The following is an 18,832-nucleotide window of genomic DNA, read 5'->3' as shown; positions in this document are numbered from 1 at the left end:
CGCGATGGCCGATATAGCGGTCATCTTCGGTTGGACCCCCGCCGACATGGCGGATTTCTCCCTTTCTGAGTTAGCACGGTGGCGCGAGCGCGCCCGCGTGCGGAGTGGCGTGGACGAATGAGCAACGGCGGCGATCTGGCTTTAAAGGTGCGACTGGATGCGCTCGACCGTGCCAGCGCACCCATGAAGCGGATCGCCGCCGCGAGCGAGGCGACCGCCCGCGCCTTGCGTGAGACGCAAGGCCGGCTCAAGGAACTGGACCGCGCACAACAGCAGATTGCCAGGTTTCGTCGGCTCAAGAACGAAGCCGATGCAAGCGGCCAAGCGCTCAAGGCGCAGCAGCAGCGACTGGCGGATGTGCGCGCGCAGATGGAACGCTGCGGCGTCGCGAGCAAGACGCTATCGCAGAACTATGCGCGGGCCGAGCGGCAAACCGAAAAGCTCCGGCTCGCGCACATCAACAAACTGCGCGCCCTCAAGGGCGCAAAGGAAGGGCTCGCCGCTGCGGGCATCGAAACCAAACGACTCGGCGACCACGAACGCCGGTTGGCGGCGGAGATGGCGCAGACCAATCAACGCATCGCGCAGCAGCGGCAACAACTTGGAAGACTCGCCCAACAGTCGCGGCAGGCGCAGGCGGCACAGCAGCGCATGGCGAAGACGCAGCAGCAGGCCGGCGCGCTGGCCGCTGCGGGCGCGGGCCTGGGCGCGGCGGCCGGCACCGTGGCCGCGCCACTGGCGTTCGCCATCAAATCCTATGCGTCCTTCGAAGACGCGATGACCGGCGTTGCGCGGCAGGTTAAGGGGGCGCGCGACGAACACGGCAAGTTGACGCCGCTCTATTACGAGATGGGGCGCGAACTGCAAGCCATGTCAGAGCGCTTGCCAGGCACGGCCGAAGACCTCGCCGCGATCACGGAAGCATCGGCGCGCATGGGCGTTCAGGGTAAAGCGAACCTGATCAAGTTCACTGAGTCGGTCGCGATCATGGCCGACGCCTTCACCATGCCGACCGATGAAATCGGCGAGAGCATGGGCAAGGTCGCCAACCTCTACAAAGTGCCGTTCGACCGCATCAATGAACTCGGTGATGCGCTCAATTACCTGGACGACAACGCGCAGTCGAACGGCCGCGACATTATCGACGTACTGCAACGCCTGGGCGGCGTCGCCGACAAACTGAACTTCCGGCAGGCCGCTGCGCTGGGCACTACGTTTCTGTCGCTTGGCAGCGCGCCCGAGGTAGCGGCCAGCGCGGCGAATGCGATGGTGCGCGAACTGTCCATCGCCACGATGCAAGGGAAGCGTTTTCAAGCCGGCTTGCAGGCGCTGGGACTCGACGCCACACGTTTGCAGCAAGGCATGGTGACCGACTCGCAGGGAACGATTCAGGCCGTTCTAGAAGCCGTCAAGCGGTTACCGGCCGAAGATCAACTGACCGTTACGACGCAGTTGTTCGGTAAGGAATTCGGCGACGACGCGTCCAAGCTGGCGAACAACCTTGTTGAGTACAGGCGGCAAATCGCGTTGACCACGGCCGCCGAGCAAAAGGGTTCAGCGCTGCGGGAGGCGCAGGCCCGCGCCGGCAACGTGTCCGCGATCTGGGCCAACGCCAAGGATGCCGGCCGCAACCTGGGCGCGGATGCCGGCGCGGTGCTCGCGCCCGATCTGCGCGAGTTGGGAGACCGGTTCAAGAGCCTGACCCAAAGCGCCCGCGTCTGGATCAAGGAAAACCCCGCCTTGGCCGGGGGCCTGGTCAAAGCGGCTGCGGCCGGCGCGGTGCTGCTCGCCGCGCTGGCGGGGCTCGCCCTGGTCCTGGCCGGCATCCTGGCGCCGCTGGCCGTGATCCGCTACGGCTTCACTGCGCTAGGTCCGGCGCTCACGCAGGCGCAAACGACGCTGGGCGGCCTGGGCGCACGCGTGTTGCCGATGCTCGCGAATGGCGCCCGCATGTTGCTCCCGATCCTGGGCGGCTTGTCTGCGCCGATTCTGGCCGTCATTGCGGTGGTGGCTGTGGCCGCGTTGCTGATCTGGAAGTTCTGGGCGCCGATCAAGGCGTTTTTTATCGGGCTATGGGAAGGCTTCGCCGCCGCGGTTCGCCCCGCCCTGGCCGAACTGGCGCCGCTGGGCGCGGTGTTGGTTGATGCACTGGCGCCGCTACTCCCGTTGTGGGACGGGATCACGGCGGCGTTGTCGGCCGTGTGGGGCGTGGTGCGGGATCTGTTCTCCCCCTTCGAAGCCACGGCTGCGCAACTGGCGGGCGCCACCGAGAACGGCCGTTCGTTCGGGCAAGTCCTGGGCGGCGTGGTCGCCGGGCACATACGCGCCGTCGTTGCCCTGGTGACGATGCTGGCGGGCGTGTTGAAAACTGTGGTCGCCTATTCGCCGCTGGCGATGATCGTTTCGAACTGGGGCGCGATCAAAACCTATTTCGCGACGCTCATCGATTCGGTGTTCGGCATCGTGCGCGGCGGCTGGAATGCCGTCGTCAGCATCTTCACGGGCGACGGCCCGCGCTTGCGTGGCGCGCTGGCGTTGCTATGGGAGTCCATCAATTCCGCGCTCATGGGCTGGCCCGCGCGTTTCCTGGGCTTCGGCCGCGACATGGTGCAAGGATTGATTAATGGCGTGCTGGGGAAGCTCGACGCGCTCAAATCGACGGTAACCAATGTCGCCGGCAACGTCGCGGGCTGGTTCGCTAAGCGGCTCGACATACGCAGCCCGTCGCGCGTGTTCGCCAGCTTCGGCGATCACACCATGACCGGACTCGCGGTCGGCTTGGATCGCAGCCAGTCCGCGCCGCTCGACGTGCTGTCGCGCCTAACCAACGGAATGCGCAGCGTAGGCGCCGCGCTCGCGATAGGCGCCGCGTCGGCTCCGGCCGTGGCGATCGATCAACGCCCGCCGCTGGCGGCGCGCTCCGCCCCTCAGCCCGCCGCAGCATCCGCGCCCATCGTCATCAACATCCACGCCGACAGCAGCACCCGCGCCGAGGACATTGCGGCGGCCGTGCGCGTCGAGCTGGCAAAGATCGAGCGCGAGAAATCCGCTCGCCAACGTTCCACCTTCACGGACTACGACTGACACATGATGATGGCATTGGGTACGTTCGTGTTCTCGCTTTCGACACTGGCCTATGACCAGTTCCAGCGCAGCACGTCATGGCGTCATCCGGGCTCGGATCGCGTCGGCGCCCGTGCGGCGCGTCAGTACGTCGGGCCGGGCGATGACACCATCCGTCTTTCGGGCCTGATCGCGCCCGACCTGACCGGCACGCCGATATCGCTCGACGTGCTGCGCGGCATGGCGAACACGGGCGAGGTGTTCGCCCTGGTCGAAGGCACCGGCATGGTTTACGGCGGCTTCGTGATTGGCGATCTGAACGAGACGCGCACACTTCTATTTGCCGATGGCGCCGCCCGCCGCATCGAATTCGATATGACGCTGGTTCGGGCCGACGACGACAGCGAACTTGACCAGCGGGGGCGCGCATGAGCCCCGCGCACGCGATCCCCGATTGGCGAGTGACGCTCGACGGTAAAGACCTGACCGACCGGCTACGGCCGCGATTGCTCGACCTGTCGCTTACTGAGGCGCGAGGCGGCGAGGCCGACCAACTCGATTTGCGGATTCACGACCACGACGGCGCAATGGCCTTGCCGCGCCGTGGCGTGGTGCTGTCGATTGCGCTGGGCTGGCGCGGTAGCGGTCTGGTGGACAAAGGCACGTTTACCGTTGATGAGGTGGAGCATTCCGGCTCGCCCGACGTGATTACAATCCGCGCACGCAGCGCCGATCTGACGCGCCCGCTGCGGACTCGACAGGAACGGTCATGGCACGGGGTCACGCTCGGCGCGGTGTTGCGCCAGTTGGCCGGCGAGCATCGCTTGCAGCCACGCATTGCGCCCGCCCTGGCGGCGGTGCCGCTGGCGCATCTGGACCAAAGCGAAAGCGACCTCGCTCTATTGACACGCCTGGGCCAACGATATGACGCCGTGGCAACCATCAAGGGCGGCAGTCTGCTATTCGCGTCGATTGGCAGCGGCACCACGCCGACCGGCGCGGCCCTGCCGCGCGTCGTCATCGCTCGCGAAAGCGGCGACAGTCACCGCTTCGGCTATGCCGACCGAGACAAGTACAGCGGCGTGCGCGCGTATTGGTCGGATCATGCGGGGGCGAATCGAAAATCGGTATTGGTGGGCGAGAGCGGCGACGCCAAACGACTGCGAGAGACCTACGCCAGCGAGGCCGAGGCGCGCGAACAAGCGAACGCGGAATGGGCGCGTGTGCAGCGCGGCGCGGCCACGTTGTCGTACACGCTGGCGATGGGACGCCCGGAGCTATACCCCGAACAGCGCGTGCGCGTGCGCGGGTTCAAACCGGAAATGGACAGCACATCGTGGCTGATCGCGAAGACCACGCACACGATAACCGGCGACAACGGATTTTCGACCGCACTTGATCTTGAGGCGGTTTCGGACTGAACAATTCAGTCCGAGGGAAATTCCTACACCCGCGTAGGCGACAAGTCCGATTGCGCGATGACGACCTTCGCGGGAAACTACGCGCGGATGCCTAGGCCATTTCGTGTTGCGAAGGATCGCGACGCATCGACCGCATGGACCTCAAGCGCCGGCGCCCTCTTTCGCTTTCGCATACGCCCCGTGTGTTGCACCGGGGCGGCCTTGCCGTGTTTGCTCATCCGGTTTTTCTGAGTAGGATTTTTCCTACACCACAACTCGCAGATACCCGACGCACCGTCGCGGCAATCCTTACTCCGTGTCTCGCGCAATGCGCCGCGATCTGCGCGAGCCTGCCGGGCCTTGCCGCCCCGACATTTGAGAAGGTTGATGCGGTGTTGGCGCGCGGGTTGATCGCTTGTTCGCGTCTCGCTGCGCTGTTCGCTGTCCTGCGCACGCAAACCCCATTGTTTCCATTCGGGTGCGCCCAACAGGTCATTGCGAACCAACCAACTCGCGTCACCGCGCTGATTCGGCAAACCCCAATAAATCGTGACTGACTGCGCACGTACATCATTGACCGTAAGCGATCCGATGTTGACCTCTGGCGTCAGTCGGTCGAGCCCCTTTTTTTGCGCCCGCTCTTGCCGCCGACGTTGTAGGTATTCGCCCCGGTCATGGGACCGTGACTCACGTGCGTGACATCACCCGCGATATGAACGCCAGTTCGAGCCGATCCCGACACGCCTAACACGGCTAGTGCGCCCGCCCGCAGGTCGTCGGTGGCGCCCCGAAACCGACGAAGCAATTCCTGTTCCTCTGTCGCCAATGACGCCGCAGGAACGCCGAGAACCACGTAACTGATATCGAAGCCGAGGTGAGCGGCACGCGCTAGATAGCCCGCCGTGGGTTCGCTTCGTCCGGCCTCATAGTTCGCCTGCGTTTTTCTTTCCACGCCTGTAGCGGCTGCTAGATCGATCTGCGACAGGCTGAGCCGTTCACGTTCTTCCTTGAGCCTAGTTCCAATGTCCAAAATATTCACCATAATTCGTTGACATGAGGAATATTTTTCCTCAAGATGAAGCCTCATCTACAAGAACCTATCGGCATCTTTCGCAATGTCAAATCGATCACGGATTCGGACCCCGGAACAGGCAAAGGCGGCGCTGCATCGCCAGGGAATCAGCATGGCTCAGTTCGCCCGCGACAACGACCTAACCACGGCGGCGGTTTACCACGCGCTGTATGGCACAACCAAAGGAAACCGAGGCGAATCGCATCGTGCGGCTGTTGCCCTGGGTCTGAAGCGGAGCGCGGTCGCAGGGAAGCGGTAAGCATGAGTCGCCAACTCACCATGCAATGCGGCCACTGCCGCCACGTCGCGAACGTGCGTTCAAGTCGGGAAATGACCGCGACGTATCGCGAGGTCACGTTTCGATGCACGAACGACATGTGCGGTCATAGCTGGGTTGCCGACTTGATCGCTGTCCGCACTACCTCACCTTCGGCATGTCCGAATCCCGACGTGCAATTGCCCTTCGCCCGCAATGTCTTGATCCGCACCATTGTTCACCAAATGGAACTTGCGCTCATGGATGCAGCCAATGACTGAGCCTAGCGCCCGCTAGCTGTCTGCGTCGCTCGCGACGCCTCGCCACCTACTGCCATCCCGCACGGCCATTTGGCCGGGCACGGCTTCCTATTGCCCGAAGTAACCCATGCGCAAAGAACTGCAGCACGAAATCGTCAAGCGCCTTGAACGGGATTACCAGTTCAAGCGCAAGAGTGACCAGGGTTGGTATCAAAAGGGCAAGTGTCCCGAATGCGGCGAACGTGAGCTATACGCCAACGCATCGGAGCCTGTCGCGCTCAAGTGCGGTCGCGAAAACAATTGCGGTGTCGTCATCTACATCCGCGATATCTATCGCGACTTGTTCGAAAGCTACTCCGACCGCATCAAGACGACCGATGCCGAACCACATGCCGCCGCCGATGCCTATCTGAGAGAGGCGCGGGGCTTCGCGCTTACCCGCCTGCGCGGCCTTTACACGCAGGAACGGCATTACGACCACGAACTGAGGATCGGCACCGCGACGGTCCGCTTTGCGCTGCCCAATGGCAGTTGGTGGGAGCGCTTCATTGATCGCCCTGAACGCTTCGGAAAGCAAAAGGCCAAGTTCGCACCCGGCAAGGATCGGGCCGGCGAGTGGTGGCAACTGCCCGACAGCGCGAAGGCGCCTAAGCAACTGTGGTTGTCCGAGGGCATTTTTGACGCCTACGCGCTGGAGCTAAACGGCGTCGCGGCCCGAGCGCTTATGTCGTGCAACAACTATCCCGAAATCTCTCTCAAGCGACTGCGTGCCGAATGCGAGGCATCCGGCACCAGTCCGCCGCAGTTGGTGTTTGCACTTGACGACGACAAAGCCGGCCGCGGCTACGCTCTTCGATGGGTTCGCCGTGCGCGGACCGAGGGTTGGGCTGCAACCGCAGCCATCATCCCGAGACAGGGACGCGACAAGGTCGATTGGAACGACGCCCACCAACGCGGAACGCTCACCCCAAAGGATCGCGAAGCGTATTTGTACGAAGGCGCGTTGTTATGCGCGGAAACGCCGACCGAGAAAGCCCGACTCATCTACAAACGCACCGAACGTGCCTCGTTTCATTTCGAGCACGGCAACAGCATGTTTTGGGCCGCCTTCAATGACGCCGCGTACAAAGAGGCCAAAGACAAGCTCGGCGAAGGCGATTCCGACCTATCAGACGAAGAGAAACGCGACGAAGCACTGAAGCGTTCGTTTTCTGTGTCGGAGTTCGCGAACTTCAACCCGACCGCGCTCTATTTCCAGTCAAACCGGCTCACCAACGAGAGTTGGTATTACTTCCGAATCGCCTTCCCTCATGGCGGCCAGCCCGTCAAAGACACATTCACCGCGACGCAGATCGCGACGGCGAGCGAGTTCAAAAAACGCGCCTACGGGGTGGCCCGTGGCGCGCAATTCAGCGGCTCCACGCCCCAACTGGATCGCGTAATGAAAGAAATGCTGTTCAACATCAAGGAAGTCGAGACGATCAATTTCATCGGCTACACCCGCGAACACGGCTGCTACGTGTTCGGCGACGTAGCCGTGAAAGATGGCGTGATCTACAAGCGCAACGACGAAGACTATTTCGACATTGGCAAGCTGTCGATTAAGAGCCTCAACGAGAGCATGGGACTTGCGCTCAACCTCAAGCGCGAGGACTACCGCAGCGACTGGCTGAACATGATTTGGGCCTGTTACGGCGTCAAAGGCATGGTGTCGCTCGCCTTCTGGTTCGGAACCCTGTTCGCCGAGCAAATTCGAGCAAAACAGCAGAGCCTGCCGTTCCTTGAAATGTCGGGCGAGCCCGGCACCGGCAAATCAACGCTGATTGATTTCCTTTGGAAGCTGGTCGGGCGCACCGGTCATGAAGGCACCGACCCGACCAAATCGACTTTGGCCGGTCGAATGCGGACCTTCACGCAAGGCGCGAATCTTCCCGTTGTGTTGATCGAGTCGGATCGCGGCAAGGAAGATGACAACAAACAAAAGCGCTTCGATTGGGACGAAATCAAGCCGCTGTATAACGGCCACGTCGGCCGCGCCATCGGCTTAAAAAACTCGGGCACCGATACTTACGACCCGCCGTTTCGCGGCTCGATCCTGATCGAACAGAACGCGGCGGTGAGCGCGAGCAATGCGGTTATGGAACGCATTGTGCATATGACGTTCGATAAGAAGCTGCACAGCGCCGCGAACAAGGCCATCGCAGAACAACTATCGGGCATCGACGTTGCTGCGGTGTCCGGGTTTGCGCTCATGGCGGTGCAGCGCGAACGCGACGTAATGAAGATCATCACCGAGAACACCAACGACTATTCAAATCAATTGATGGCCTTGGCCGATATGAAGAACAACCGACTCGCGAAGAATCACGCGCAGATCATGGCGTTTGTGGATGCGCTGCGATTGGTTGTACCGATGACCGACACGCAGTATAGCGAAACGCACAGCGCGCTTATCGGCATGGCATTGGAACGCCAAGTGGCGATCAATGCCGATCACCCGCACGTGCAAACGTTCTGGGAACTGTTCGACTACGTGCATGGGGATAGCGAAGGCTCCACGCTCAATCATCATCGCGACCAAAAACTTATCGCAGTCAGCCTAGTGGAACTTGAGGCCCGGCTCTCCAAAGCTGGTAGCCGGCTGCCGTGCGACATGACGGAACTGAAACGGCTACTGCGAACCTCGCAGGTCCGCAAGTTCGTAGACAACGCCGCCGTTAACTCCCGAATCAACAACGCCACAAAAAAGTGCTGGATTTTCCGGCGCGAAGCATAAGAGCGGCCCCGGCGGGAGAGTTAGCGCTCTCCCCAAGGCCATCACCACGCAGTAAATGGAGAGAACCATGCACCACAGCACCGACACGAAGCCGGCAGCGGCAGCACCCCACGCGGATCGCGGCACCGGGACCACTGGAAAGGCTAGCACGCTCGCCCGCGACGAATCGCGATTGGCCGGCAACCTGCGCCGTTCCATCGCCTATTTCGACGCCGCCGAGGCGCGTCACCGCGCAGAAGCCGACGAGAATCGGGCGATGGCGGAAGTTCACCGCGGCAACCCCCTCGCCCCGAGTGCTGATCGCGTTCTTCTGGCTCAAGGCGCCGAAGACCTCGCCAAGCTTTCGGACCGCCGCGCGATTTCGTGCGCAAAACTGGCGGCCGAGTTCCGCGAAAAACTGCCGCAGCCTGATCCGGTCAATATCGAAATCGTATTGGTCATAGGCCATGACTCGATCCGGCAAACGGCGCGTGTCGCCGGCCACGGTGCCGCAGTCGCGCGGACCTGGGCGCGCATCGGCACCGGCACTTGGCGATGCCGCGATCCGCGTTGGGACGATTCCGAAACCGTCCTGGGCGAGGAACTTTGCGAGTACCTCAATTTCATTCCGCTGCCTGAGGACGTGGCGACGGCAATCGCTGCACTAGCTTCTGCCCGCGCGTCGGCCAAGGGTGGCGCGCATGACTAAGCCAATCCAACGTTTCATTGTTCGGCTTGCATTGGCCGGTCGCTTCGGCAACACCGCGCGGCAGTACGCGCAACGCCGCGAGTTCCGCCGCGCCCTGCTGGCGTGCGGCGTTACAGCCACCGGGCTATGTCGTCTGCAAGGGCCGCAGGCGGTGCGCCGCACTTGGGGGGACGTATGACCCAACGGCAGATTTCGCATCAAGTCACTTTGCCTACGTGCATCAACGGACACACAGCCCGCCATATGCACGACCAGCGCGCCGCGGCTGCGGGCGGCGGTCATTTGCTGGAATGCGAGTGTCGCCAAACCGTCAAGCGCGCGAGCGTGGGCGACGCATTGCAGGAATGGCTATGGATCAACGCCACGCCACGCCCTCGCGTTCGTCGGGCCGAGCCTTTGACAGTAGAACCGCAGTACGACATGGCGGGCGTTGTGCAGTACCCTCTAGCGTTTGCGCGAGGGGGCTAACGATGGGTCGAACAATCAATCGCTTCGGCGGCCGGCGCGCTCCTTTGGAGAGCGCGCCGGCCGCGCCCTGGCCCGTCGTCGCCTGTCGCTCCCCGTTGACCGTCTATGCGCGTCGCTGCCATCGCTGCAACCTCGCGCGCGCAATCGGCGGTGGTCGTATTCGGATCGTTCAACAGGCAGGCCGACAGATCAACCGATTTACCTGCGCGAGATGCCTGCGATGAGTAGGACACCCGAGATCGCAATCGGACAAATATGGGTCTCGCGTCGTCGCCGTACACGGACGCCCACACGCCGGGTTGTTGCATGTATTGACGGACGTATCTGTTACAGCGCCGGAGGCGACCTAAATCGGTGGTGCCGGGTACGAGCGTTCCTCTTCTGGCTGCGACGTTACAACGCAGTCCGTACAATTCCGAGGCGGCTCCGCCAGCTGAAACTATCGGAGGCAACTTGAGCGCCACTGACCTGTCTACGTTCTGGATTCTTTACGGCAAGCATGGTGCGACGATAACGTTAGGTGAGCTGCGAGATGAATTTTTCCCTAGCGCAACAATCAAAACGATGCGTAATAAATTGTGCGCCCGCCTTCTACCAGATCGCGTCGGAGAGGTCTTCGATACTCGTGACGTAGCGGAATGGTGGGATCATCAACGCAAACGGAACGTCGCTTTATAACGAAAAAGCCCGGGAAACCCGGGCTTTTTTTGTCTATCTGGCAACGTCAAGAACTTGGAATCTCAGCGAAGATAAAACCGAGGCGAACGTTTACCTCGGAGAGCAGACGGTCTCGCAGCTCGATATGATTGGCGAGAGTCTGATACTTATAGGCCGATAAGAATGCGAACATGCTTGCCGTGCGGAGCATTGCGACTTGAAGTTGTTCTGGATATCGAGGCTGGATGTCTTGTTTGGAGTAGCGCCACTGAAGTTGAGCCATATTACCGTGAGTAAATCCGTTCATCTCATCAATCAACTTCTCCAAGTCCTGAGTCAATTCCAACGTGAAAACAGAGTTGTCTCTGAGCTTGGGAAGTATCTTCTTAAGACTGAAGGTAAATTTGTCATTGACAAAATCAACGAGCAGCTCGGGTGTTGCAATGTCCGCTATCCAAAGCCCCAGCACGTAACTATCGAGTATGGAACGGCTGAGTGCTAAACCCGCACCAACCTTTCCCATTCCGATCAGTTCAACCAAACCTTCGTGATGCTCCAATGCGAGCAACAAAGATGAGCAAGCCAATTTTGCTCGCTTTGTCGTGTTGAACGACAGTGTCTTGGTATTAGCGGCCAGCCATTGGCATACGCGCTTCGACGTCTCTACCTGCTCAGGGAGAGTGACTTGTACGGCTGCTGAGGTCATCGGACGCTACTTTTGAATCGTGCGCTGTCCATTTGGGAGCTTGACGGCGATCGTGTGAGGGGGACCGAGATTGCTATCGCAGCGTACCAATAGTGCACCAGCCACCCGCAACCAATTGTTTTTAATGGCTTTCGATCCAATCCATCATTGGGGCGCAGGTATCGCGCAGGTCTGGCCGGGTGCGGATATCGGCATCGCCACCGCTCCGGCCACGCCAGGCAGCGGAAAAACGACCCGCCTTCGGATCTGCTGCGATCCAGGAACAGCGCCAGCACGATTTCGCGCGAGCGGAAACGACGATGGGCCCGCGCGTCCGAGCGGTCATCGGCCACGACCGCATGAAGACGCGGGTTTTCATCGATCCGCCCGGTTCGCTTCGCCGATCGCGGTCAGGACTTCGTCGGGAAAGTCGTTTTCCCGCAGGATCGAGAGAAGAAAGCCGGACTTTCCGTCGGTGTATCGATCCACGTCCGTCGGAAACATCTTGGCGAGTCGCATCTTGAGCAAGCCATAGGTTCTCGCGGCGGCTTGATTCCTTCGAAGATAGTCGCGGATCGTCAGATGATTCGCCAGCGCGATGGCATCGTGGACGCAGACATACAGATGATGCACGGGCAATTCGGGCGGGCTGTAAAAAGCGTCTCGCCCCTCGATCCCCAGGTCGCCGCGATGCGCGTATCCAAGCGTCGCCAATCGCTCGATCGCCCGTGGCACCTCAGCCGCCGACGCTACGACGACATCCATATCGATGATCGGCTTGGCCGCGAGCCCGGGAACCGAGGTACTGCCGACATGCTCGACCGACAGGGTGATATCTCCGAGAACGCGCAGGACCGCGGATTTCAGTTCGTCGAATGTCCGCGGCCAGGACGGATCGTAGTCGACGATCGTGATGATGCGTTGCTGATTCATCGTTCACACCGAACAAGCCGAACGCCGCAGGAAGGTTGAGGCGCTCCGAACGGCTGCCGCGGGAGGTTGCGGCGCCACAAGCTCGCCCTGCGGCCCGGTCATGGCGAGGACGGCGCTGGCCACGCTGCGGTCGCCAAAGTCCCGCCGGCCGCTAGAGCTGCCACAGGCCGTGATCGTTTCCGCCTTGGAGATAGATCGCGAAAGTGCCGTGGCCGGGGATCGGCGTGGGCTCGACGGCGAGATACCCGCCGGCCTGCACCACCGCGGCGACGGCCGCTTCGATGTCCTTCACCAACCAGTAAGGCCGAACCACCGGCGCCTCGGTATCGCGCAAGGGTGCGCGCACTCCAACCCGTCCGCCGCCCGCCAACACGGCGGTTCGCGCGTTGCCTAGGCTGGCGTCGGGTTCGCCGAACTGCACGTCGTGCGCCGCGGCGTACGCGGTGCACACGGCGTCGACTTGTTCGGTCACGATCTCGAGGTACTGGATCTGCATGGCTTTCGACCCTCCGCGCCCGCCCTGGGCATCGCTGGCCGTGACCATAAGCCTTGCGCGGCGCGGGCGCCACAGCAAGAATCCACCCCTGGTTCGCGCGGGTTTCCCCAAGGCACGACAGGGCGCATGCGTCCGATCGCCGGCCGCCGGGGCCGCCGCGATCTGCGACGAAGCACCAGAATTGCAGTTTCCACGTCACAGAAAAACACTCTTTTTACCCAAACTTCATCCAAACATGCCGATGCTGGCCAAGTGCCGGGCGCGTCCAACGGGGCGCCGGTTTGTTTTGGGGAACGACATGTCCAGATCGAGTCATCGCCGGTGCGCCGGCGTGGCGGTATGCCTGAGCCTGACGGCGGCAGCGCTGTGCATGTCCAATGCGCAGGCGCAGTTCAAGGTCACCTCGTCGTTCCGCAACAGCACCGAGACGGGCTGGACCGTCACCGGCACCAACAACGCCGGCACCAACGACAGCGGCATCCTCACCGGCGGCTATGGCGCGATCCCCAATAACGTCAACGATGCCAACGGCAGCGGCTGGCTGCGCCTGACCACCAACAGCAACAGTCAGCAGGGCCTGGCCCTCTACACCGGCGGCTCGTTCTCGTCTACGCAAGGCGTGATCGTCGAATTCGACTACGTCAATTGGGGCGGCACCGGCGCCGACGGCACCGCGTTCTTTCTCTACGACTCGGGCACGACCATGGCCGGCGCCCAGCCCGGCGCCAGCCTGGGTTACTGCAACGGCGTCGGCGGGTATCTGGGCATCGGGCTGGACGAGTTCGGCAATTTCTCCTCCGAGGGCGCGGCCGGTTTTTGCCCGGCCGGTGGCATGAGTCCGGGCTCGGTAGCTGATCGTCTGGTCCTGCGAGGGCCGCAGACCGATCAGAACCGCTACATCGCCGGCGCGGCGGTCGGCGGCGGCGGCATCGACACCCCCAACGCCACCGCGCGCCCGGCCAACGAACGCCTGCGCGTGGCGCTGATCCCCAATGGCACCGGTTATCTGGTTACCGTCTCGCTGGGCGTCAACGGCGGCACGATCACCCCGCTGTTGACCAACCAATCGTTCCCCTTCACCGCGCCGGCGACGTTGCGCATGGGCTTTTCCGGCTCGACCGGCGGCTCGAACAATGTCCACGAAGTCCGCAACGTATTGGCCGCAGTGCCGGCCAACATCGGTTTGACCAAAACCGTCTCCGCTCCGCGCATCCGACGCGGCCAGCCGGTGACTTATCAAATCGTGATGACCAATCTGGACATCAACGCCACCGCCGCTGGCAATCAGGCGCCGAATATTCCCGGCACGGACGCGCCGGATCTGGTCGACACCTTGCCGGCACAGATCGCCGGCGCGACCTGGACCTGTACCGCGAGCGCGGGTTCGACCTGCCCGGCTCCGAGCGGCACCGGCAGCTTGAGTTTCACCGGCGGCTATTCGCTGGCCCCGGGCGGCACCCTGACCTTCAACATCAGCGGCACCGTCGCCAACAACGCGACCTGCAACGCGACCGTGCCCAACACCGTCACCGCCGATTTCTCGGCCACCGACGGCTTCGGCGACATCGACACGACCAACAACAGCGCCAGCGTCAATTTCGCGGTCGACTGTGTGAATCTGGCCGTCGACAAGACCACGCCGCAGACCCAGTTCACCGCCGGCAGCACCGGCACCTACAACATCGCGGTCAGCAACAGCGGCAACATCGCCACCGTCGGCGCATTGACCGTCACCGATACGTTGCCCACCGGGCTCAGCGTGCCCGACGGCGCGGTGGCGCTGAGCGGCGCCAACGCCGCCAACTGGGCCTGCACGGCCGCATCGAACACGCTCACCTGCACCAGCAACACCGCGATCGCCGCAGCCGCCAGTTCGACCTTCGGCTTTACCGTCAACGTGGCCTTCGCCGCCAGCGGCAATATGGTCAACACCGCGCGCGTGGGCGGCGGCGGCGACGCCAATTGCCCGCTCGCCACGCCCTGCGCCGATCCCACGCCGCCGAGCACCCCGGTGGTGCGCCCGTCGGTCAGCCTGCGCATCAGCAAGAGCGACTTCCCCGCCACCACCACCTACACGCCAGGCGGCAGCAGCACCTACCGGATCGTCGCGTGCAACCAAAGCGGTCCGGACGCGGCCAACGGCGCGACCATCAGCGACAACCTGCCAGCCGGCGTTACCTTGAGCGGCCCATGGAACTGCGCGGGCAGCGGCGCCACCCTCGGCTCCTGCCCGGCCAGCGGCGGAGCGATCGGCAACACCTCGATCTCGGTAACCGGCGTGGTGTTGCCGGTCGGCGGTTGCGTGACCGTCAACGTGCCGGTGAGTTTCAGTTCGAATCCGGCCGACTACTGAGCGCCGCGGCGAGCGGGCCGCGAAAGCCGCGGGCCGCCGTTCGCGCGCTTGACGAACAGCGCGGTCAAGCCGATCAGGGCTGCGACTTGTCCAGCCGCTCTTGTTCCTGCCGGCAATTCGGCGATACGTAATGGGTGTAGACCGCGCCGCGCTGTTCCTGGGCATGCTCGCCGCCGCCCTGCACCCGTTCGCTGGCTTGCTGATACTCCTGCGCGCACAGCGGCGACAAGCCGGCCACGCCCGCGCCTTCGCCGGTGACGCAGGCGGACAGGGCCAGGCAGGCGGACAGCAGCAGCGCGGTGGGGATGATTCGGTTCATGGCCGTTCTCGATCGATAGGAAGTCAGGCGCGGCAGCGACTTCCCGCCGCGCGGTCCGTCGCGACCGCGCTGTTGTCGTCGCTCGCGCACGGCTGGCGTTGATGCAGTGCGCGCCGCCTCGGGGTACGAGCACGGTGTACCCCGATTCGGCGCCGCGCACAACACCGTTTCCACACGCCGGACAAGCCATCGCAAGCCCGGCCATCGCGCGCTCAGGAACTCACCACAACCCGCCAGCAGTGCTTGTCCACCTGCACCCAGTCGATCTCGACCGGCAGGAACTTCTCGATCAGCCGCGCATTGCTCGACAAGTGATCGCTGATGAAAGCGGTGGTGAACTCGCCGCCGCCGGCCAAGGCCATCGGCAACAGCAACTGGTCGGACAGGTGTTCGCCCACCGCCGCGCTGGAGGCGAGATAAGCCGATACCTTCTTGACCAGGCCGATGGCGACCTGCTCGGCGCTGAGTCCGCGCTCGCCCAAGGCGTCGAACAACTCGCTGTGCTGGGTCTCGCCCTGCACGCGCAACATCAGCACGTTGCCCGGGCTTTGCGCATTCTGCGCGCGACGCAGATGCAGCGCGTCCGGGCCCAGGCCCAGCCGCTCGCTGACCACGTTGAGTTCGCGTTGACCGATCTGATCGGCCAGCGCCGACAACAGCACGGTCGCGTCCAGGCGCGGCGCCGCATCGCGCTGGTCGAACACGCAACGGCTCAGGCGCGCACCCGGCGCCACCCGCAGTTGCACGCTGCCGCCGCCGGCCGGGAAGAAGCCGTGACGCTGCAGGACGAACTGCGTGTCCACGCCCATGCGTCGCAGTGCCGGCAGATACGCCCCGGCGATGAAGTCCGCGCTCGGCGCCAGCGGATTGTGGGTGCCGCCCTCGATGGTCACCTCGGACGCACCCTCGCACGACCACAGCGCCGGCAATACGGTCTGCATCACCAGGGTCGCCGAACCGGCGGTGCCGATCGAGAAACGGTAACGTCCGGCGTTGACCGCGCCGGGAATGAAGCGCAGCGTGGTCGCGCCCAGTTGCGCGCCGTCGACATGCGCGCAGCCGACCTGCGCCGCCGCGCCGACCGCGGTCAAATGCTGGCGCATCAGGCCCGGGCGCGAACGCTTGGCGCGGATGTGCTGCATCTCGAATGCGGTGCCGGTGCACAGGCTCAAGCTCAATGCGGTGCGCAGCAGCTGTCCGCCGCCTTCCTGCCCGCTGATTTCGATCAGTTCCATCTTGCGATCCATGACAATGAGCGGCCTTACGGCCGCCGTACTCCTATTGCTCTTGCGAACGGACTGGGCCGTTCGTGTGTTCAATCGTCGCGCGAGCTTCCATCGATGCGCGAACGTTGCGCGGATGCTATCGGCATCCGCGCCCCGCTCCGGCCCATTTCAGCCAATTTCAGCCCTTCACGCAGACCACCTGACGCAAGGTATGCACGATCTCGACCAGGTCGCTCTGCGCAGCCATGACCGCATCGATCGACTTGTATGCGGCCGGCGATTCGTCGACCACCTCGGCGTCCTTGCGGCATTCCACGTGCGCGGTGGCGCGGGCGTGATCCTCCAGGCTGATCCGCTTCTTGGCCTCGGTGCGGCTCATCACGCGGCCGGCGCCGTGGCTGCAGCTATGGAAGCTGTCGGCATTGCCCAGGCCGCGCACGATGAAGCTCTTGGCGCCCATGCTGCCCGGGATGATGCCCAACTCGCCCTTGCGCGCGCTCACCGCGCCCTTGCGGGTCACCAACACGTCCTTGCCGAAATGATGCTCGCGGTTGACGTAGTTGTGATGGCAATTCACCGCTTCGGCCTGGGCCTGGAACGGCTTGGCGATCACCTTGCGCACCGCCTCGACCACGTTCTGCATCATGATCTCGCGATTACTGCGCGCGAACTGCTGCGCCCACTCGACCGCGAACACATAGTCGTCGTAGTGATCGCTGCCTTCGGGCAAGTACGCCAGATCCTGGTCGGGCAGATTGATCATCCAACGGCGCATGTCCTGCTTGGCCAGTTCGATGAAGTGGCTGCCGATCGCGTTGCCGACGCCGCGCGAACCGGAGTGCAGCATGAACCACACGCGATTCTCCTCGTCCAGGCAGACCTCTACGAAGTGGTTGCCGGTCCCCAGGGTCCCCAGGTGATTCAAGTGATTGCTGCGCTCGAGCTTGGGATGCTTGGCGATGATGCGGTCGAACCCTTCATGCAGCCCCGCCCAACGCTGCAACGAGGCGTCCGGCGGATTCGCCCACGCGCCCTTGTCGCGCAGCCCGCGGCCGACGGTGCGGCCGTGCGGCACGGCTTTCTCGATCGCCGCGCGCACCCCGCCCAACTGGTCCGGCAGGTCCTCGGCGGCCAGGGTGGTGCGCACCGCGATCATGCCGCAGCCGATATCCACGCCGACCGCGGCGGGCACGATCGCGCCCACGGTCGGCACCACCGAGCCCACGGTCGCGCCCTTGCCCAGATGGACGTCGGGCATCACCGCCACCCAGCGATGGATGAACGGCAGTTTGGCGATGTTCTGCAACTGACGGCGCGCCTCGTCTTCCAGCGGCACGCCGCGGGTCCAGTGCTTGATCGGCACGGCGCCCGGCTCGTTGATGACATCGTAGTTGGCGGTATTGGCGTTCATGGGTAGTGCTCTCAGTGTTGCGGGCTCTTGGCCCTGGCCCTCGCGGACCGATAAAGGATGAAGCCTTGCGGCACGCAGGGCCAGCGCAAGCGCCTTGGCCGTTGCGGCCGCGCGACAGGTGCGGCGACCAGAATGACGGAACGTAAACAACGAGCCGCGAACGGCCCGCAGCAGGGGTTCGAACCCTGTCGCCCCCGAAGGGCTTACCGATGTAGTTCCGCCGGCATTCGCCGCGGTGAAACGATTGGACGGGCGCGCCACGATGCGACCAGTAAAGACGGAACATTGAACGTGGAAGGTTGTAGTTCCGTCCGCATTCGCATGCGTGACGCGTTTTAAGCAAACCGATGCATCGCGACGAGGGTGGATGTGGAACGTCTTGTGCTCTGCCACTGAGCTACCGTCTCGCGACGGGCAGGAGTCGAACCTGCGACACCAGGATGCATGTAGTTCCACAAGCATTCGCGATACAGCGGCAAAACGATGGCGCGCTGTTCTTGCGAACGGCGCCGGGACCGGCGTGTTGCGACTAACGGAGCGAACCGACCGTCCCCGTTCTACCCGACTGAACTACCGCCTCGCGGCGGGCGGGATTCGAACCCGCGTTTGGGAGTGCCGATGTGGTTGCTCGAGCATTCGCAGCACGGCGGGTGGAACTTGTTTACGTCAGGTCCGCTCGAACATCCGAGCCGGAATCCTTCACTCCATCATTCCCGCGAACGCGGGAATAGCGAACCTGGAGAATCGATGCATTGCGACTAAAGACGAC

Annotated in this window: 17 protein-coding genes; 10 read left to right on the top strand and 7 right to left on the bottom strand. The window is 63.2% G+C overall.

Annotation, left to right across the window (positions count from 1 at the left end; all coding sequences use genetic code 11):
* Positions 1 to 4: 4 nt before the first annotated feature.
* From ACTOWJ_RS20240 to ACTOWJ_RS20225, 4 genes are read left to right on the top strand one after another with little or no spacing between them, the layout of a single operon-like run.
* Entirely contained in the window at positions 5 to 121 is a 117-nt protein-coding gene (locus tag ACTOWJ_RS20240; RefSeq protein ID WP_441336422.1) for a GpE family phage tail protein, read from the top strand.
* The gene (locus tag ACTOWJ_RS20235) at positions 118 to 3,084 is read left to right on the top strand and encodes a phage tail tape measure protein (protein ID WP_441336421.1); all 2,967 of its coding nucleotides are present in this window, start codon (positions 118 to 120) and stop codon (positions 3,082 to 3,084) included. The genes ACTOWJ_RS20240 and ACTOWJ_RS20235 overlap by 4 nt, the downstream gene beginning before the upstream one ends.
* 3 nt (positions 3,085 to 3,087) lie before the next feature.
* A complete protein-coding gene (locus ACTOWJ_RS20230; protein ID WP_441336420.1) occupies positions 3,088 to 3,495 on the top strand; it encodes a phage tail protein in 408 nt (135 codons plus the stop codon).
* A complete protein-coding gene (locus ACTOWJ_RS20225; RefSeq protein WP_441336419.1) occupies positions 3,492 to 4,484 on the top strand; it encodes a phage late control D family protein in 993 nt (330 codons plus the stop codon). The genes ACTOWJ_RS20230 and ACTOWJ_RS20225 overlap by 4 nt, the downstream gene beginning before the upstream one ends.
* Before the next feature lie 586 nt (positions 4,485 to 5,070).
* On the opposite strand, the gene ACTOWJ_RS20220 is transcribed toward ACTOWJ_RS20225, so the two are convergent.
* Positions 5,071 to 5,550 carry a helix-turn-helix domain-containing protein gene (locus tag ACTOWJ_RS20220; RefSeq protein WP_441336418.1) on the bottom strand — a complete coding sequence of 160 codons (480 nt, stop codon included), beginning with the start codon at positions 5,548 to 5,550 and terminating at the stop codon, positions 5,071 to 5,073.
* Between the two features lie 28 nt (positions 5,551 to 5,578).
* On the opposite strand from ACTOWJ_RS20220, the gene ACTOWJ_RS20215 reads away from it, so the two are divergent.
* From ACTOWJ_RS20215 to ACTOWJ_RS20195, 5 genes are all read left to right on the top strand, one after another.
* Positions 5,579 to 5,794, top strand: coding sequence for a DNA-binding protein (locus ACTOWJ_RS20215; RefSeq protein WP_083512590.1), 216 nt, complete (start codon positions 5,579 to 5,581; stop codon positions 5,792 to 5,794).
* Between the two features lie 2 nt (positions 5,795 to 5,796).
* Positions 5,797 to 6,072, top strand: coding sequence for an ogr/Delta-like zinc finger family protein (locus ACTOWJ_RS20210; protein ID WP_082647716.1), 276 nt, complete (start codon positions 5,797 to 5,799; stop codon positions 6,070 to 6,072).
* A gap of 106 nt (positions 6,073 to 6,178) precedes the next feature.
* Entirely contained in the window at positions 6,179 to 8,827 is a 2,649-nt protein-coding gene (locus ACTOWJ_RS20205; protein WP_441336417.1) for a toprim domain-containing protein, read from the top strand.
* A 67-nt stretch (positions 8,828 to 8,894) separates the two neighbouring features.
* On the top strand, positions 8,895 to 9,515 hold the full coding sequence (locus ACTOWJ_RS20200; RefSeq protein WP_441336416.1) for a hypothetical protein: 621 nt from the start codon (positions 8,895 to 8,897) through the stop codon (positions 9,513 to 9,515).
* Positions 9,508 to 9,693 carry a hypothetical protein gene (locus ACTOWJ_RS20195; protein WP_441336415.1) on the top strand — a complete coding sequence of 62 codons (186 nt, stop codon included), beginning with the start codon at positions 9,508 to 9,510 and terminating at the stop codon, positions 9,691 to 9,693. The genes ACTOWJ_RS20200 and ACTOWJ_RS20195 overlap by 8 nt, the downstream gene beginning before the upstream one ends.
* A 1,014-nt stretch (positions 9,694 to 10,707) precedes the next feature.
* On the opposite strand, the gene ACTOWJ_RS20190 is transcribed toward ACTOWJ_RS20195, so the two are convergent.
* The 3 genes from ACTOWJ_RS20190 to ACTOWJ_RS20180 all read right to left on the bottom strand — a co-directional run bounded on the left by ACTOWJ_RS20190 (position 10,708) and on the right by ACTOWJ_RS20180 (position 12,754).
* Positions 10,708 to 11,346, bottom strand: a complete 639-nt coding sequence (locus tag ACTOWJ_RS20190; protein WP_441336414.1) for a DUF6988 family protein — start codon at positions 11,344 to 11,346, stop codon at positions 10,708 to 10,710.
* Between the two features lie 354 nt (positions 11,347 to 11,700).
* Positions 11,701 to 12,258 carry a GrpB family protein gene (locus tag ACTOWJ_RS20185; protein ID WP_441336413.1) on the bottom strand — a complete coding sequence of 186 codons (558 nt, stop codon included), beginning with the start codon at positions 12,256 to 12,258 and terminating at the stop codon, positions 11,701 to 11,703.
* Between the two features lie 151 nt (positions 12,259 to 12,409).
* On the bottom strand, positions 12,410 to 12,754 hold the full coding sequence (locus ACTOWJ_RS20180; protein WP_441336412.1) for a VOC family protein: 345 nt from the start codon (positions 12,752 to 12,754) through the stop codon (positions 12,410 to 12,412).
* A 298-nt stretch (positions 12,755 to 13,052) separates the two neighbouring features.
* On the opposite strand from ACTOWJ_RS20180, the gene ACTOWJ_RS20175 reads away from it, so the two are divergent.
* Positions 13,053 to 15,107, top strand: a complete 2,055-nt coding sequence (locus ACTOWJ_RS20175; RefSeq protein ID WP_441336411.1) for a DUF7933 domain-containing protein — start codon at positions 13,053 to 13,055, stop codon at positions 15,105 to 15,107.
* A 73-nt stretch (positions 15,108 to 15,180) separates the two neighbouring features.
* Here the strand turns inward: ACTOWJ_RS20175 and ACTOWJ_RS20170 are convergent, their stop codons facing one another.
* From ACTOWJ_RS20170 to ACTOWJ_RS20160, 3 genes are all read right to left on the bottom strand, one after another.
* On the bottom strand, positions 15,181 to 15,426 hold the full coding sequence (locus ACTOWJ_RS20170) for a hypothetical protein (protein ID WP_441336410.1): 246 nt from the start codon (positions 15,424 to 15,426) through the stop codon (positions 15,181 to 15,183).
* 212 nt (positions 15,427 to 15,638) lie between these two features.
* Complete coding sequence (gene rtcA, locus ACTOWJ_RS20165; RefSeq protein ID WP_441336409.1) at positions 15,639 to 16,661, bottom strand: RNA 3'-terminal phosphate cyclase; 1,023 nt, start codon at positions 16,659 to 16,661, stop codon at positions 15,639 to 15,641.
* A gap of 169 nt (positions 16,662 to 16,830) precedes the next feature.
* Entirely contained in the window at positions 16,831 to 18,063 is a 1,233-nt protein-coding gene (locus ACTOWJ_RS20160; protein ID WP_441336408.1) for an RtcB family protein, read from the bottom strand.
* Positions 18,064 to 18,832 lie beyond the last annotated feature (769 nt).

Source organism: Lysobacter sp. CA199 (assembly GCF_052078715.1).
Taxonomy (GTDB): Bacteria; Pseudomonadota; Gammaproteobacteria; order Xanthomonadales; family Xanthomonadaceae; genus Lysobacter.
The sequence above is the reverse complement of the archived record's forward strand: the minus strand, read 5'-3'. Positions and strand labels throughout refer to the sequence as shown.

Excerpts from the sequence above, each read along its gene's own strand:
- ACTOWJ_RS20240 (WP_441336422.1), top strand. The coding sequence starts at position 5 with ATGGCCGATATAGCGGTCATCTTCGGTTGGACCCCCGCCGACATGGCG.
- ACTOWJ_RS20235 (WP_441336421.1), top strand. The coding sequence starts at position 118 with ATGAGCAACGGCGGCGATCTGGCTTTAAAGGTGCGACTGGATGCGCTC.
- ACTOWJ_RS20230 (WP_441336420.1), top strand. The coding sequence starts at position 3,088 with ATGATGATGGCATTGGGTACGTTCGTGTTCTCGCTTTCGACACTGGCC.
- ACTOWJ_RS20225 (WP_441336419.1), top strand. The coding sequence starts at position 3,492 with ATGAGCCCCGCGCACGCGATCCCCGATTGGCGAGTGACGCTCGACGGT.
- ACTOWJ_RS20220 (WP_441336418.1), bottom strand. The coding sequence starts at position 5,550 with ATGAGGCTTCATCTTGAGGAAAAATATTCCTCATGTCAACGAATTATG.
- ACTOWJ_RS20215 (WP_083512590.1), top strand. The coding sequence starts at position 5,579 with ATGTCAAATCGATCACGGATTCGGACCCCGGAACAGGCAAAGGCGGCG.
- ACTOWJ_RS20210 (WP_082647716.1), top strand. The coding sequence starts at position 5,797 with ATGAGTCGCCAACTCACCATGCAATGCGGCCACTGCCGCCACGTCGCG.
- ACTOWJ_RS20205 (WP_441336417.1), top strand. The coding sequence starts at position 6,179 with ATGCGCAAAGAACTGCAGCACGAAATCGTCAAGCGCCTTGAACGGGAT.
- ACTOWJ_RS20200 (WP_441336416.1), top strand. The coding sequence starts at position 8,895 with ATGCACCACAGCACCGACACGAAGCCGGCAGCGGCAGCACCCCACGCG.
- ACTOWJ_RS20195 (WP_441336415.1), top strand. The coding sequence starts at position 9,508 with ATGACTAAGCCAATCCAACGTTTCATTGTTCGGCTTGCATTGGCCGGT.
- ACTOWJ_RS20190 (WP_441336414.1), bottom strand. The coding sequence starts at position 11,346 with ATGACCTCAGCAGCCGTACAAGTCACTCTCCCTGAGCAGGTAGAGACG.
- ACTOWJ_RS20185 (WP_441336413.1), bottom strand. The coding sequence starts at position 12,258 with ATGAATCAGCAACGCATCATCACGATCGTCGACTACGATCCGTCCTGG.
- ACTOWJ_RS20180 (WP_441336412.1), bottom strand. The coding sequence starts at position 12,754 with ATGCAGATCCAGTACCTCGAGATCGTGACCGAACAAGTCGACGCCGTG.
- ACTOWJ_RS20175 (WP_441336411.1), top strand. The coding sequence starts at position 13,053 with ATGTCCAGATCGAGTCATCGCCGGTGCGCCGGCGTGGCGGTATGCCTG.
- ACTOWJ_RS20170 (WP_441336410.1), bottom strand. The coding sequence starts at position 15,426 with ATGAACCGAATCATCCCCACCGCGCTGCTGCTGTCCGCCTGCCTGGCC.
- rtcA (WP_441336409.1), bottom strand. The coding sequence starts at position 16,661 with ATGGAACTGATCGAAATCAGCGGGCAGGAAGGCGGCGGACAGCTGCTG.
- ACTOWJ_RS20160 (WP_441336408.1), bottom strand. The coding sequence starts at position 18,063 with ATGAACGCCAATACCGCCAACTACGATGTCATCAACGAGCCGGGCGCC.